15 protein-coding genes and 1 tRNA gene are annotated in these 14476 nt (G+C 74.2%); 8 read left to right on the plus strand and 8 right to left on the minus strand.

Annotated elements, in window-relative coordinates; genetic code table 11:
• Positions 1–233 precede the first annotated feature (233 nt).
• From ACI794_RS05430 to ACI794_RS05450, 5 genes are all read right to left on the minus strand, one after another.
• Positions 234–812: a hypothetical protein gene (locus ACI794_RS05430; protein ID WP_456579452.1), complete on the minus strand. Its 579-nt coding sequence runs from the start codon at positions 810–812 to the stop codon at positions 234–236.
• Positions 809–1639: an ImmA/IrrE family metallo-endopeptidase gene (locus ACI794_RS05435; protein WP_456579453.1), complete on the minus strand. Its 831-nt coding sequence runs from the start codon at positions 1637–1639 to the stop codon at positions 809–811. The genes ACI794_RS05430 and ACI794_RS05435 overlap by 4 nt, the downstream gene beginning before the upstream one ends.
• The gene (locus ACI794_RS05440) at positions 1636–1992 is read right to left on the minus strand and encodes a helix-turn-helix domain-containing protein (protein WP_456579454.1); all 357 of its coding nucleotides are present in this window, start codon (positions 1990–1992) and stop codon (positions 1636–1638) included. The genes ACI794_RS05435 and ACI794_RS05440 overlap by 4 nt, the downstream gene beginning before the upstream one ends.
• Before the next feature lie 188 nt (positions 1993–2180).
• Entirely contained in the window at positions 2181–2429 is a 249-nt protein-coding gene (locus tag ACI794_RS05445) for a hypothetical protein (protein ID WP_456579455.1), read from the minus strand.
• 43 nt (positions 2430–2472) lie between these two features.
• A complete protein-coding gene (locus ACI794_RS05450) occupies positions 2473–5253 on the minus strand; it encodes a hypothetical protein (protein WP_456601046.1) in 2781 nt (926 codons plus the stop codon).
• Between the two features lie 174 nt (positions 5254–5427).
• Between ACI794_RS05450 and ACI794_RS05455 the strand changes: the two genes are divergently transcribed.
• Positions 5428–5904, plus strand: coding sequence for a hypothetical protein (locus ACI794_RS05455; protein WP_456579457.1), 477 nt, complete (start codon positions 5428–5430; stop codon positions 5902–5904).
• A 132-nt stretch (positions 5905–6036) separates the two neighbouring features.
• Here ACI794_RS05455 and ACI794_RS05460 read toward each other — a convergent pair whose 3' ends face one another.
• The gene (locus ACI794_RS05460) at positions 6037–6384 is read right to left on the minus strand and encodes a helix-turn-helix domain-containing protein (protein ID WP_456579458.1); all 348 of its coding nucleotides are present in this window, start codon (positions 6382–6384) and stop codon (positions 6037–6039) included.
• Between the two features lie 125 nt (positions 6385–6509).
• On the opposite strand from ACI794_RS05460, the gene ACI794_RS05465 reads away from it, so the two are divergent.
• The 3 genes from ACI794_RS05465 to ACI794_RS05475 all read left to right on the plus strand — a co-directional run bounded on the left by ACI794_RS05465 (position 6510) and on the right by ACI794_RS05475 (position 10087).
• Complete coding sequence (locus ACI794_RS05465; protein ID WP_456579459.1) at positions 6510–6737, plus strand: hypothetical protein; 228 nt, start codon at positions 6510–6512, stop codon at positions 6735–6737.
• Positions 6738–6932: 195 nt separating this feature from the next.
• Positions 6933–8168 carry a hypothetical protein gene (locus ACI794_RS05470; RefSeq protein WP_456579460.1) on the plus strand — a complete coding sequence of 412 codons (1236 nt, stop codon included), beginning with the start codon at positions 6933–6935 and terminating at the stop codon, positions 8166–8168.
• Positions 8165–10087, plus strand: coding sequence for a hypothetical protein (locus tag ACI794_RS05475; protein WP_456579461.1), 1923 nt, complete (start codon positions 8165–8167; stop codon positions 10085–10087). Before ACI794_RS05470 ends, ACI794_RS05475 begins: the two co-directional genes overlap by 4 nt.
• A 279-nt stretch (positions 10088–10366) precedes the next feature.
• Here the strand turns inward: ACI794_RS05475 and ACI794_RS05480 are convergent.
• Positions 10367–10439 (minus strand) — tRNA-Arg (locus ACI794_RS05480).
• Positions 10440–10621: 182 nt separating this feature from the next.
• Between ACI794_RS05480 and ACI794_RS05485 the strand changes: the two genes are divergently transcribed.
• The 3 genes from ACI794_RS05485 to ACI794_RS05495 are packed head-to-tail and all read left to right on the plus strand — an operon-like array spanning position 10622 to position 12678.
• Complete coding sequence (locus ACI794_RS05485) at positions 10622–10942, plus strand: GNAT family N-acetyltransferase (RefSeq protein WP_456615814.1); 321 nt, start codon at positions 10622–10624, stop codon at positions 10940–10942.
• Positions 10943–10976: 34 nt separating this feature from the next.
• Positions 10977–11786 carry an Fpg/Nei family DNA glycosylase gene (locus ACI794_RS05490; RefSeq protein ID WP_456579463.1) on the plus strand — a complete coding sequence of 270 codons (810 nt, stop codon included), beginning with the start codon at positions 10977–10979 and terminating at the stop codon, positions 11784–11786.
• 37 nt (positions 11787–11823) lie between these two features.
• Positions 11824–12678: a hypothetical protein gene (locus ACI794_RS05495; protein WP_456615815.1), complete on the plus strand. Its 855-nt coding sequence runs from the start codon at positions 11824–11826 to the stop codon at positions 12676–12678.
• Here ACI794_RS05495 and ACI794_RS05500 read toward each other — a convergent pair.
• Entirely contained in the window at positions 12675–12983 is a 309-nt protein-coding gene (locus ACI794_RS05500; protein WP_456615816.1) for a putative quinol monooxygenase, read from the minus strand. The genes ACI794_RS05495 and ACI794_RS05500 overlap by 4 nt on opposite strands.
• Positions 12984–13065: 82 nt before the next feature.
• On the opposite strand from ACI794_RS05500, the gene ACI794_RS05505 reads away from it, so the two are divergent.
• Positions 13066–14475: an NADP oxidoreductase gene (locus ACI794_RS05505; protein ID WP_456615817.1), complete on the plus strand. Its 1410-nt coding sequence runs from the start codon at positions 13066–13068 to the stop codon at positions 14473–14475.
• Position 14476 lies beyond the last annotated feature (1 nt).

A 14476-nucleotide genomic window follows, 5' to 3' on the forward strand; every position in this document is an offset into this window, starting at 1 on the left:
CCCACGTGTTGCCGTACTGGTGATTCGGGGGGGGGGCTCCGGTGATTCCTGGTGCGGCCGTGCTGGTCCGCGCCGGTTTCGGCGGGCGCCCTATGCAGAGGTGGCGCTCACCCGACGGCGAGAACACGGGTCCAGGCGGCAGCACGTGGGCGACACGGTGGTCGTCGACCAGAGGGTCGGCATTGCAGGGCGCGCCTCCGGATGCTCCCCGCTCCGCCGGCCCACCTTGGACGTCAGAGTGGGAGCAGGCCGTCGTCGAACGGACGCATCTGGCTGTAGACCTTCGCCCAGGAGTGACCCCCGACGAACCAGCTCGGGTCTGCGTTCTTCAGCACCTGCTTCGTGCTCCAGAGGTGCAGCTGACCGGGCGCGCCTTTGGCCGACAGCCACCGCCGCTCGCGGTCGGCTCGCCGGCGGCCGTCGCGCTCGTCGATCAGCACGAAGACGTCGGTGCCCGCCTGTGCCAGCACCGAGGCGTGCGCCAGAACCAAGATCTCGCCCAGGCTGCTGGTGTCGGTGATGCGCTTCTCCGCGGGCATTCCGCTGACGCGGGAGATGGCGGTAGAGAAGGGCTCGGTGGTCAGGTCGTCGGAGAGGACCACCACCCGCTCGGAACTTCGAAGCGCAGCCCAGGTGCGCACGACCCCCGTGCGGCGGAACCGGGCGCTGCTGCCCTTGCCGGCCACCTCGGCGTCCACGCGCTCGGGCACGGTCAGCTGCAGGCCGCCGTGCTCGGCGGTCTGCAGCAGCACGTTCTGCTGACCGACCGCGAGGAAGTTCAGGGTCGGGCCGGCGTCGAGCAGGACGCTCACGAGGTCGACGACGCCCGACTGGCGAAACCAGGCGGGAACAGCGGAGCGTCGTCGTCGTCGACGTCGTCGGGTCCGGCCACGTCGTCCAGGGTGTGCCGTGCCGCTCCGAGCTGCTCGGCCAACTCCTCCGGCGCCTGCTCGTACCAGGCGGCGACCTCAGCGATCCCGACGGCGCCCTGGTGGTAGCCCTCGACCGCGCGGCGCATCAGCTGCTGCGGCGCACGCGGCCGCATCGACCCCAGCGCCAGAGCCTGGTACTGGCTGAGCCAGCCGTAGCGGGCGGCCAGAGACGGAGCGGACAGCGCCATCCATGCCGCGCAGGTGTCCGGGTCGATCAGGCGCGCCTGCTTGAACTGGATGGCCGCCATCGCCGGGGAGGCCTCGAACTCCTGGACGACGGCGGCCAGATCGCCATCGCCGATACCTGCCTTGCGTGCCGCGGTGCCGAACCGGTCGCGCAGCGCGGCGACTGGCAGCAGCAGGTGCCGGGCGAACGCGTCGGCCTGGATCTCCGCGGGCGTGCGGGCACCAGGCACGGGTGCGTCGGCGGCATTCAGGTCGCCGCCGACCACGTGGCCCATCTCGTGAGCCAGCGACGACCGCTGCCGCATCGGGTGCCGGGTGGTGGCCACGACGATGACGACGCGATCGGTGACCGGGTCCAGCATCGACAGTCCGTGCTCGGCGTCCCCGGCGTCCATCGCCAGCGCGTCAGAGTCCAGAGCGGTGTGGGCGAGCTCGAACAGGTCGCCGAGGGGGCGCGTCCCGAGGTCGTGCTTGAGCCGGAACGCCTCCGCCCGCTCCCGGGCGATCTGTTCGTTGCTCACGTCTGCTCGATGCCCTGGTCGGTGAGGTAGGCGTCAAGCTCCAGGTAGGCGTGCAGCTTCTCCCGCATCGCCACCATCTGCGGCTGGGACCCGTCCGTTCGGGCGGCGTAGCGCACCCGGTCGCGCAGCGCGGCCACACCCGTGATGGCTCCCGCGCGCACCCCGAAGCGGTCGGCCAGCAAGATCAGCTCGTGGCCCTTGAGGGGCCGACTACCGGTCTCGATGCGCGAGTACGTCGGCTGCGACACGTCGATCACCTCGCACGCCTCCTCCTGCGAGACGCCCGCCGCTTCGCGGACCTCCCGCAGCCGGTTGCCGAGCGCTTCCTGGTTGATGAGCACCGGGGAAGTCATGATGAATAGCACCTCCTGAGCTATTCATTGTGCCGGAGGGGCGGCCCCGGTGCAATGAGGTTGCGGACCAACCACCCCGGTGGCGTGAGCGGTGGTCCAGCTCGACACTCAGCCGGGGCGGACTCCGGGACGCCTGACTCGACCGCCGATCTGTCATGAGCCGCACCCGATCGCACCGATTGGAACCGTCAGCCGCGATCCCGGCGTGCCTGCGTACGCTGAGCGGCCAACTCCTCCAGGGGGCGCAAGGCTGCGCGCGCCGTGTCCCCGAGGTCGTACCCGGCGACGAGGCCGCCCCCACCCCTGCTGACGAGGTACCCGACGTGCCAACCCTCGGCGTCCGGCTCGAAGGTCACGCCGATGCCGTGCTGCTCGCCGGCGGCCAGCAGCTCTCCGATCGCCTGCAGGGTGTCGGGCTCGAAGACGTTGTCGCTCACGGTGCGCAGCGTGCCATGGCGGCGCACACCGGACGGCCGCTGGCTAGGCAGGTTCAGCCGCGCCTCGCTGTGCGCTGTCGTGCATGTCCTTGATCCAGCCCGCCGTGATGTCGCGGAGCAGCACCTTGGCGGCGACCAGGTCGTCGGGCATGAAGCGAGGCGGGGTGGTGGTGCCGATGGGGGACGGGTGGGCGGCACGCTTCCTGCGCAGCGCTGCCACAGCCGTGAACCAGGTGAACTGCTGAACGCTCTGCTGCTGGGTCACCAGTGCGCCGACATCCAGGCGGTTCGCCGCGTTGGCGCGCAGCGCGTCCACCTGGTCCGCCTTGAGCACGACGCGCTGCCCGGCATCGTGACGAGCGATGAGGGCGAGGTCGACCATCTGGTCGGCGACGTTGATGGCTGCCTCGATGAAGGCCCCCGGGTCGTGGCGGTTGGCTGAGCGGGCCCGCGCCTTGTCCACCCATTCCGAGAACCGGTCGCGGTGCTGTTCGTCCGGGATGAGTACGTTCGGGTCGAGGCCGGTGGTCGACAGGTCGAGCAGCTCGGCCAGATTGCGGAGTGCCTCGCCGGTGTCGCCGGAGGTGAGCCGGTGCAGCGCCGCGTCCAACAGCTCGGCGACCTCGGCGTGGTCCTCCATCGCGGCGAGGTTGACCAGGGTCTGATGCTCGTCCGGGGAGCCCTGGGTCTCGGCGAGGACGCGGGCGGCCGCCAGGCGGATCCCGGTCGCCGAAGACCCCGCCAGGGGCACAGCGGCTTCGCGGGCCTTGGCAGCGTCGAGGTCGACTGCCGTGCGCAGGTGCGCGATCCGCCGCTCGCTGTCGAGCGCCAGGTTCTGTGCCAGCTGCGCGTGCCGCGTTGCGAGCTCGCCGCGCAGAGCGCGGAGGTCGGGCTGACGGCCACCGCGGCTGCTGTCGGCGGTGAGGACCAGCTGCGCCCGGTCGAGGTCGGCGCCGTCGGCGTCCAGGTCCAGCCGGCGGATCCACTGGCAGGCGGCGCGGAGCACGTCGATGTCACGCTGCTTGGTGAGAAGTCGGCGGATGTGGTCGGTGGTGTCCTCGCCCAGCTGGTCGGCGAGGTCGTGAGCCGCCGCGTGCTCGAGGACCGCTCGCAGGACCACGGCGTTGGGGTGCCGTGCCTCGGGTTCGTCGAGTGCGGCCAGCGCCCGCGAGAGGACGCCGAACACGACCTCGGGCCACGCGCTTACCACCTCGAGGATCCGCAGGTACGTCTCCGTGTCGGCCGTCGTCCAGTCCACGCCCGCCGGCGACTCCTCCGCGGGCGGGTCCAGCGGGCGCCGCCGCTCCTGCCGGGCGGGCTGAGCCCCGAGCAGGGTGTTGGCCGCCTGAGCGGAGAGATCCTCCCGCGCCGCGAGCAGCACCGCTGCGGCCTCATTGGGGGTGCGCGCTGCGTGAGCGGTGAGGGCGGCCAACCCACCTTCAGCGGCGAACGCGGTGATGGCGGCTGGGTGCTCGAGCACCGCGTCCAGAAGTGCGGCGCGCAGCTGCTGGCTCGCCGTCGTGCCGACGGCGGTCCGCATCAGCCCTGCGAAGAAGTCAGCGACCAAGTTGGACCTCAGCGCGCGGGCCGCGCCCGCGGCGGCATCGACGAGTTGGGCGGTGCGCGCAGCATCGGCGGTGCGGGGGTCGATGGCGAGCATCTTGGCTGCGGCGGCGCCGAGCTGGCGTGCGGCACCCTTCGTCCTCACGTCAGCAGCGCGGGCAGCCAGCTCGGCTGGGTCGACGGCGTCGATGAGCTCGTCGGCGACGGCGTCGGCGTCGTGACCAGCGAGCGCGCTGGCCCACAGCCCGTCGAGGGCTTCGCGGCGGCGCTCCTCACGGCGCGAGAAGTGACCCTGCAGGCCTTCGGCGAGCCGCCGCCGGAAGCCGGCGCACGCTGCCGCGGTGTAGCGCGCGTGGGCCCATACCGAGAAGGCGGCCACGTCCTCCAGCCGGAGGTCGGCTGCCGCGCGGTGCAGCAGCTCTTCGGCAACGGCCGGCTGATCGAGTGCCGTCAGCACTTCCCGCAGCCCCGCGGCGCCGAGCTTGGAGATCAGCCCCGCCTCGAGCAGCGTCCGACGTCCTGTCCCGCCGAACGGCCCGGTGAGGAACTCCGTCGTGGTCTTCACCGGGAGTCGGCCGAGCAGCCGCGCGACGGGCTCCCAGTCGGTGCGGTCGCCGCCGCCGCGCCGCTGCATCTCTGCGAGGGATGCGACGATCCGGCGCGCCTCCTCGGCCTCGATCGGGTCGCGGAGCCGGGCGAGGACCGCGCCGCGCTTCGAGTAGGGCTGCTGGTTCGCGAGGTCGAAGACCGCCGCGCGATCCTCCGGGCGCTCTGACGCGCCCAGGATGTCGAGAGCAGCATTGAGCACCTCCGGGAACCGGTCCGCCGGATCCCGCACCACGTCGTGCGCCAGGGACACCACCCAGGGCGCGGTGTCGTCGAGGCGCCGGAGGATCTCCGCGCGGCTCGCAGTGGCAGCCGAGATGAGCTGGCGGTCGCGCTGCGTCATCTCCTCGAGGACATGGTCGGTGACCGCGTCAGTGAGGCTCTCCGGCACTGCCAGCTGGGATGCCAGCTGCTTCGCGCTGGCGAACCGCTCAGGGCTCTGGGCCGCCAGCGTCCACCACCAGGTGAAGGCCGCCGCGTCGTCGCCATGCTCTGCGAGCAGCTGCAGTGCACGGTCGCCGCCCTGGCGGGCAGCGACAGCGGCGAGCGCGGTGTACTCGCCGGCGGCGGCCAGGCCGTCGTCGCGGAGCCGGCCGAGTTCTCCGGGCTCGATGGGCGTACTCGTCCGCGATCGGTCCCCGTCAGCCGCTGCCACTTGCGCTTCCCTTCCTCGGTTGTCTGCTGCCCGGCGGACGGTACCGACGCCGTCGACATCGTCTTGTGTTCCGCAGGGACGTCGGCCTGTGGGTGCGCCGCGGCGGGGATCGACGATCTACGGCGGCGCGCGGCACACTGACCCGGTGCACACCGTGTACCGGGTAGGTCGCCGGTGAGCGCGCCGGCCGCCGACGCGCTGGCCGAGCTGCTGAGCGCCCACCTCGACCCCGACCTCCCGGATGCGGGCCGGCTGCTGGACGTGCCGCCACCCACCGCCGCCCGAGCCCTCGAGCTCCTGCCGGGCGACCTGCCTGCCGCCCGGCTCAACGGCGTCCGGCCGCCGATGACCTGGCTGGTCGAGTACGCCACGCTGCTGGGCGGGCGGCTGGTCGGAGCCCTGACCGCCGGCCGCGGGCTGGTGACCTTCGACGGCATCCAGGTCGACGCGGCCGTCGCACCTGAGCTGGCTGCGCGGGTCGCCGCCGACTGGCCTGCGGCCGGAGACCTGCACGGCGCGCTCGCCGCAGCCACGGCCGAGATCTGGACCTCGTGGACCGCCGGGTGGCCGACGTGGCGCGGGCCTGGGACCGACCTGCTCGCCCGGCCGCTGCCGGCCCGCGCAGCGGTGGTCGGCCTGTGGTGGGACTGACCCTCCAGCCGAGACGGACCGGCAGTGTCCTAGGGCTGGGTGGGCGGGCCAGCCCAGTCGCGGCCGTCCCAGTACTGGGGCACGTAGTGCGGCTGAACGGAGGCCAGGCGGGCACACCGCCCGAGAGTCGGATCAGCCTTCTGCGGCCGGGCGCGGGTACGGGCGCGCCTGCGGGTCGTCTCGTACCTCACTGTCGAACCCCAGGGCGATCGCGATGCGATGCACTGTCACCGCGTCCGGCCAGCTCTGCCCGCTCTCCAGCTCACTGACGGTCTGGCGGCGCATCTTCCCGGCCCGTCGCCCGACGGTCTCGAACGACCAGTCGAGGGCTTTCCTGCGCTCGCGGATCGTCTTCGCGGTGCGGTTGTACCGCTGCAGCGCCTCATCGAAGACGGCGTCACCGGTGTCGAAGACCGCAGTGCCGTCGTCCCAGCTGCCCGAGATCACGTAGGAGATCGGGGAGCGTTCGCGCGGCGGCACGCAGCGACCGTCACACGGCATGCGCGTCGTCCGTGGCTCCGCACCGAAACTGTCCGCGTAAGCAGACCGATCCCGTCTGTGCCGAACGACAGCGACCGTCTGCGGGCGTTCGAACGGTCTCCGACATGGCTAACAACCCGACTGGTCAGGACCCTGACCGCCGCCCGCACGGCTGGCGACTGCGCGAACCGCGGTTCATGTCGCTGGGCAACCTGCTCCTGCCCAGCTACGAAGAAGCGCTCGCCTCTGACCCGAACGCCACGCCGGCCAAGGCCGTAGCGGACGCCATCGGGAACACGCTCGCGGGCGAGCTGGAGTGGTTTCTCTCCGAGTCCCGGCGGGGGCAGCGGTGACCGCCTTCCCCTCCGACCGCCCGGTGCTGTCGCGCGCCGTGCTGCGTGTGCGCGCTACCGCACCGGATCGGTTCGCTGCGGGGTTGCCTGTGGCCGCGCGGCCCTGCAACATGCACCCGGGGGATCTTGGACATACGTTCGAATCCACGGAGCGTGGCATGGCGGCGACCCCCGGGCCGGTTCGCGGTGTCCGCCGTGGCTGACCCGGCGTTCACCCGCAGCGGCGCCGCGGCCCGCAAGCCGGCGGCGGCTGCGCCGCGAGCGCCGCGCCGCCACCGCCCGGGGCCGGCACCCGCCCCCACAGCGGTCCCGCCGGCCGAGACGAACCCGGCGCCGGCGGAGGACGAGGTGGCAGTGCGGCTGGCGATCGCGCTGGCCGAGCTGCCCACCGAGGCCACCGACGCGATCACCGGCTACCGCAACCGCTCGTTGTCCGACGAGCAGTGGGCCCTGGTCGCCGACCTGGTCCGCCTCGGCATGGCCGTCGGCTGGCCGGCCGGCGCCCGCCGCGGCGGCGGCAACATTGGCTGGGCGATGGGCCTGCACGCCCGGGTCCACCTACTGCTGGGCACCAACCGCACCGTCGCCGGCTGGTACGGCCCCGACGCGGTCGCCACCACCCTCGCCGGCGGGCGCGTCGGCCACGGAGCCGACGCGTTTACCGTGCCGCCGCAGTTCGCCTCCGCCTACAACGCCCGGCTGCGGACCATCGGCCGCGTCCTGGTGCCCTCCACTCCGCCGCCGGCGCGGAAGTTCACCGCCGGCGAGCCCGCCGCCCCGCTCACCGCGGCCGAGCTGGAGGAGGTCCTCGACTTCTGCGCCGCGCACCGCAGCCCCCGCTTCGGCGGGCGCGTCGGCGAGCGCCTGGCCCGGATGGTCTGGCTGATCTGCGGCACCGGCGCCCGCAACGAGGACCTGGTCTCCGTCGTCGACGGCAAGCCGGTGCACGTCACCGGCGAGGCGGTCACCCGCACCGCGGACGCGGTCGCGTTCACGACCGCCGGCCCGTCGCCGCGGCGGATCCCCGTGCTCGCCACGTGTGAGGGCGCCGTCCTCGACGCCGCGGCCGCCGCCGGCGAGCGGCCGCTGCTGGAGCGGCTGCCGCGCGCCACCCAGGTCACCGACCGGGTCATCGACTCCTCCGGCTGGGCGGCCGAGCAGCGGTTCACGCTCAACGCGCTGCGCCTGCGGCACACCTGGCTGGCCGCGGTCTTGGCCGGCGGCGTGCCCTACCCGGCGCTGCTGCGCGCCGCCGGCATCGGCGGCGAGCGCATCCTCGGATCGCTGTCCGCCCGGCTGCCTGCGCTCGACGACGCTGCCTACGAGGCCGCGCTGCGCTGCAGCACCGGTCCGCTGCCCACCGCCGGGCAGCTGCTGCTGCCCGGGCTCACCCACCCCGCCCCGCGACCGCCCCTGCAGGAGCAGCCGTGAGGATCGACCCGCACACCGGCGAGGTCCTGCCCGACGACCCCGCCGACGGCCCCGGCGGCGCGGACGGGGACGTGGAGGTCACGCTGCCGGTCCGCGGGCGGCCCGGTGGCTGGGCTGCGCTCGCCGCCGCCTCGGCCGACGCGCCACTGGTCGGCCCGGACAAGGTGACCGTCGTGCGGGTGCCGCGCGCACTGGTCGCTCTGGCCGAGGCCACTGTCGACCGCGGCCCGCTGGTGGGCTACCTCGAGTCGCTGCTGCCCGCCCAGGAAAGGCGCCCCACCGGCGGCCGCGTCCGGGTGCTGCGCGTCCGCACCCTGCTTGTCGGGTTGCTGCTGCTCGCCCTGGCCGAGCAGGCGATGATCGTCCGCGACGCGGTCGCGCTGCTCAACGCCCTGCACCCGTCGGACAAGCACCGCCTCGGCGTGCCCGAGCGGCTCACCGAGCGGATGGTGTCCCGGCTGTTCAACCAGGTCGCGCATGCCCTGGATCCGTCGCCGCACTCACCGCACAACCTCGCCGCCCGCCGCGCCGGCCACGAGGCCATCCGCGAGCAGCACCCCGGCGAGGACAACCGGGCGCTGCGCCGCGACCTGCACCGCGAGCTCGAGGCCGCGCATGCCGAGGCCCTGGCGGTCAACCTGAACCGGCTGCGGTACGTGCTCGACCGCGGCCTGGACGCCACCCTGCCCGAGACCGTGCACACCGGCTCCTACGCCGTGGACGCCTCCGAGGTGGCCAGCTGGGCCCACCAGTTCCACAAGCAGCCCCGCCGCCCGGAGATGATCAGCGACCCCGACGCCCGGTGGAACGGCAAGGGCAGCGGCTGGTTCGGCTACTGGCTGCACGGCGTGGTCCGCGTCGGCGAGGTCGGCGGCCCCGACACCCCGTGCCTGACCGAGCGGCTCGAGCTGACCGCGGCCAACGCCGACTCCCGCGTCGCCGGGCTGGAGCTGCTCACCCGGATGGTCGCCGACCACGAGCGCGCCGACGAGGCCGCCGGCCGCGAGCACCGGCCCCGCCGCGACATCCTCGCCGACCGCTTCTACACCTCCGAGGTCGAGCGGGCCGACGACTGGATCTGGCCGGTGTTCGCCCTCGGCTTCGACTCGGTGCACTACCTCACCGCCCACCAGATCGGGCAGGGCCGCTGGCCGCTGCTCAACGGCGCGATCGTCGTCGACGGGCAGCCCTACAGCCCGCGGCTGCCCGAGCACCTGCGCGACCTCACCCCGCCGAAGGTCGGCGCAACCAAGGCCGAGATCCTCGCGTACCAAGCCCAGATCGCCCAGCGGGCCCCGTACGCGCTGCACGCCGTCGGCGGCCGCCGCGACGACGGTTCTTGGGACTTCGGCTGTAAGGCGATGAAGCTGCTCGGGTCGCTGCGCTGCGACCTCAAGCCGCACTCGATGGGCAAGGCCCCGAGCGCGCGCCGGCCGACGACCGACCCGACGGTGTTCACCCCGCGCGCGCTGCCCAAGATCTGCGGGCAGGAGAAGTCCCGGGTGCAGATGACCGAGCTGCCGTTCTGGCAGCCGCTGCCGCACGGGTCGGCCGAGTGGTGGGACAGCATCAACCGGCGCAACCGCGTCGAGGGCATCTTCGGCAACGTCAAGAACGACGCCGCGCAGAACGTCACCCGCGGCCGGTTCCGCGTCATGGGCCTGGCCCGGGTCAGCCTGATGACGCTGTTCCTGGTGATGGCGGCCAACCTGCGCCTGATGCAGACCTTCACCGCCCGCCAGGACAAGGCCGCCGCCGCGGCCGCCCTGGCCGTTGCCGGCCACCGCCCGGCCCCGCGGGCCACCCGCAAGCCGCGCATGCACAACCGGCTGCGCCACGAGATGCGCGAGCGCATCGACGCCCGCCGCGAGCTCGCCGCCGCCGGCGACGCCCGCGCCGGCGCACCACCGGGCGCCTAGCCACCGGCCGCACCACCCCGCACCGCACCACCCACGCTCCGGCGCGCCCACGACGGGCGCGCCGGGGCCTCGGCATGCCCGCAGAGGGCCCCGGACGCCCCCACGGCGGCGGCACGGCAGCCACGGAACCGCGACCGCGGCCGCGACCACCCCGCACACACGACGACGGCCCCGCCGGACCCCCTCATCGGGGCCGGCGGGGCCGTTCAGCGTCCCCCGGGAGGCCGACCGGTGACCAACGGTCAGCCCGACCGGGGGTCAACGGTTAGCACTCGTGGGTGCCCCCGGCAGGATTCGAACCTGCGACACACGGTTTAGGAAACCGATGCTCTATCCCCTGAGCTACGGGGGCCACGGCGCGATCTCTCGCCCCGGACCGACGCCCAGAGGCTATCGGTTGGCCCGGCGGAACCCGGTGAGCACCCGACTCGTCGGTACGGGAGAGAGAGCGCACGCTTCCAGCGGGTTACGGTGCTGGGGTCCGAGCCGAGCTCCGGCAGCGTGGCCGGGGGTCAGGGAAGGTGGGTCACAACCATGGAGACCACGGTGGTCGACGTCCCCGAGCGGGGACGGTTCGAGGTCCGGCAGGGCGAGCGCGTCGTCGGACTGGCCAGCTACCACGTCGAGAACGGGCAGATGACCCTCCCGCACACCGAGGTGGACCCCGCCATGGGCGGGCAGGGCCTCGGCAAGGTGCTGGTCGCCGGGGTGCTCTCCGCGGCTCGGGAGCGGGGGCTCACGGTGCTGCCGTACTGCTCGTTCGTCCGGCACTACATCCAGCAGCACCCCGAGACGGCGGACCTGGTGGCCCCGGCGGACCGGCCGCACTTCGGCCTGGTGACCGCCGACCGCTGAGCAGGCGGCGCGGGCCGCGACCTAGGCTGCGCGGGTGCCCGAAGGCCACACCCTCTTCCGCCTGGCGCAGCACCTGCAGCTCCCCTTCGCCGGCCGCCCGGTGCACGTGACCAGCCCGCAGGGGCGGTTCGAGGCCGGTGCCGCGCTGCTGGACGGCCGGGTGCTCGACGAGGTCTTCTCCTACGGCAAGCACCTGTTCGCCCGCTTCGGCGGCGACCACCTGCACGTGCACCTGGGCCTCTACGGCACGTTCCTCACCGGCGTCGGCACGCCGCCGGTGGCCAAGGGCGCCCTGCGCATGCGCTGGGTGGGCGACGGGCCGGACGGCGCCGGGGTCTGGGGCGACCTGCGCGGCCCCACCGCCTGCGAGGTGCTGACCACGCCGGAGGTCGACCGGATCCTGGGCAGGCTCGGCCCCGACCCGCTGCGGCCCCGCGCCGACGGCGCGCTCGCCCACCGGCGCATCGCGGGCAGCCGCACGGCGGTCGGTGCGCTCCTCATGGACCAGTCGGTGCTGGCCGGCGTCGGCAACGTCTACCGCGCCGAGCTGCTGTTCCGGCACCGGGTCTCGCCGTTCCGCCCCGGCCGCGAGATCGGCGCCGACCTGTGGGCCGCCATGTGGCGGGACCTGGTGACCCTCATGCGGTCCGGCGTCCGGATGGGCCGCATCGTGACCACCCGCCCCGATGACCGGTCCCGCCGCGGCGGGGCGGTGACGCGCGAGGACGCCCACTACGTCTACCGGCGCACCGACCTGCCCTGCCGGGTCTGCGGCACGGAGATCCGCACCCAGGTCATGGTGGGGCGCAACCTCTACTGGTGCCCGGTCTGCCAGGCCGTCTGAACCGGGACCGCTCGCGGCGCGTGTACCGTCGAGGTGGATGAGACACCGGTCACGTTGGGCGATCACGTTGACCGCGGTGGCCGCCCTGGTGGGACCGCCCGCCGCGGCCTCGGCCGCGCCCGTCGAGCGGGAGCCCGAGCGGAGCAGCGTCGGCTACGACGTCTCCCACCCCCAGTGCGGCACCGAGCTCCCCCACGACGCCGCCTTCGCCGTCGTCGGCGTGAACGGCGGCCTGGCGACCCGCACCAACCCGTGCCTCGCGGAACAGCTGGAGTGGGCCGCCGGCTCGTCGGGCGAGGTGCCCGGCCAGGAACCGCTGCAGCTCTACCTCAACACCGCCAACCCCGGGCAGGTGCGCCACCTGGTCACGACCTGGCCCGACGACGGCGACACGCCCTACGGCGACTGCGACGGCAGCAACTCGACCGCGTGTTCGTGGCAGTACGGCTGGGAGCGGGCGCGCACCAGCGTGGAGTCCTTCTTCCGCCCCGCCGCCCGCTCGGTGCAGCTGGACAGCCGGCCCGGGCGCTACACGTGGTGGCTCGACGTCGAGACGATGAACACCTGGCAGCTCGGGTCCTCCGACGCGCTCGAGCGCAACCGGGCGGCGCTCGAGGGCATGACCCGGTACCTGACCGAGCGGGACGGCCGGGTGGGGCTGTACTCGACCGGCTACCAGTGGGGCCGGATCGTCGGTGAGGTGCCGGAGGACAGCGACCTGGCCGGCCTCGACAGCTGGCTCGCCGGCGCCGACGACCGCGCGGACGCCCGGCAGCGCTGCGACGAGGACCCGCTGGTCGCCGGCGGCCGGGTGGCGATGGTCCAGTACATCGAGGACGACCTGGACCACAACCACGCCTGCCGCGCGACCGCGACCGCGACCAGGGGCTAGAGCGCGCCCTTGCCCGGCTCCCCCGCCGGGACGGCGCTGAGCCGGCGCACCTCCGGCGGGGCGGCGAGCTTGCCCGCCAGCGCGCCGCCCAGGGTGGTGAGCGCCTCGGCCTTGCCGTGGGTGCGGAGCGCCTCCGGGCTCTCCCACCGTTCCACCATGACGAAGACGCCGTCACCCTCGTGCAGCGCGTAGAGCTCGCAGCCGGGCTCGGCGTGCACCTGCGGTACGGCGGCGAGGATCGCCTCCCGGACGGCGTCCACCTCCTCCGGCTTCGGGGCGATGGTGGCGACGACGACGACGGACACGGGGCCTCCTGGGGACGACGCGGATCGAACGGCCCGGACGATTGCCCTGGTGGCGCAGCCCCGGCCGGGTCAGGATGCCAGGGTGGTCGACGACGGCGTTCCCCCTCCCCCGACCGCTGACCACCCGCTGCGCGTGGCGGTCGTCGGCGCCGGTCCGGCCGGCATCTACGCCGCCGACGCACTCACCCGGCAGAGCGAGATCCCGGTCGCCGTCGACCTGGTCGACCGGCTCCCCACCCCCTTCGGTCTCGTCCGCCACGGCATCGCCCCCGACCACCCGAAGATGCGGGCGATCCGCGACACGCTGCACCGCAGCCTCGACCACCCCCTGGTGCGCTTCGTGGGGAACGTGGAGGTCGGCACCGACCTCTCGCTGGACGAGCTCCGCGCCCACGTGGACGCCGTCCTCTACACCTACGGCGCGGCCCTCGACCGGCACCTGGGCATCGAGGGCGAGGAGCTGCCCGGCAGCCTCGCCGCGACCGACCTCGTCGCCTGGTACACCGGTCACCCCGACGCCGACCGCGCGAGGGTGGAGGCGGCCCTGGCCGGCGTCCGGAGCGCCGTGGTCGTCGGGGTGGGCAACGTCGCGCTCGACGTCGGACGCATCCTCGCCCGCACCGCCGAGGAGCTCGAGCCCACGGACATGCCGCAGCACGTCATCGACGTGCTGGCGGCCGCGCCCGTCGAGGAGGTGACGGTGCTCGGCCGCCGCGGTCCGGCGCAGGCCACCTTCACCACCCAGGAGCTGCGCGAGCTCGGCGGGCTCGCCGCGGCGACCGTGCTCGTCGACCCCGCCGACCTGGAGCTCGACGCGGAGACCGAGGAGCGCGCGGCGGCCGACCGCAACGCCACCCGCAACCTCGCCGTCCTGCGCGAGTGGGCGGCCCACGAGCCGGAGCCCGGCCGCACGCGGCTGCGGCTGCGCTTCTACTCCCGCCCGGTGCGGCTGCTCGGGACCGAGCGGGTCACCGGCGTCGAGGTGGAGCGCACCGCCGTCGACGGCGACGGCCGCGCGATCGGCACCGGCGAGTTCGAGGTGCTCCCGGCCGACCTCGTGGTGCGCTCGGTGGGCTATCTCGGCACCCCGCTGCCCGGCCTGCCGGTCGACCGGCGCACCGGCACCGTCGCCCACGACGGCGTGGGCCGGGTGCTCCGCGACGGCGCGCCCTCGGCCGGCGAGTACGTGGCCGGCTGGATCAAGCGCGGCCCCACCGGGGTGGTCGGGCACAACAAGCACGACGCCCGCGAGACCGTCGCGGCGCTGCTCGCGGACGCCGCGGACGGCGCGCTGCGGGTGCGCGGCCCGGCCGACGACCTGGTGCGCACCCTGCAGGCGCGCGGGGCCGAGCCGGTGCTGCTCGACGACTGGCGGGCCATCGACGCCGCCGAGCAGGCCCTCGGCGCGAGCCGGGGCCGGGCCCGCACGACCCTGCACGAGCGCGAGTCCCTGCTGGCCGCCGTGCGGGAGGCCGCCGCCCGGGGGCGCTGAG

The sequence above is a fragment of the Blastococcus sp. SYSU DS0541 genome (genome assembly GCF_054050875.1).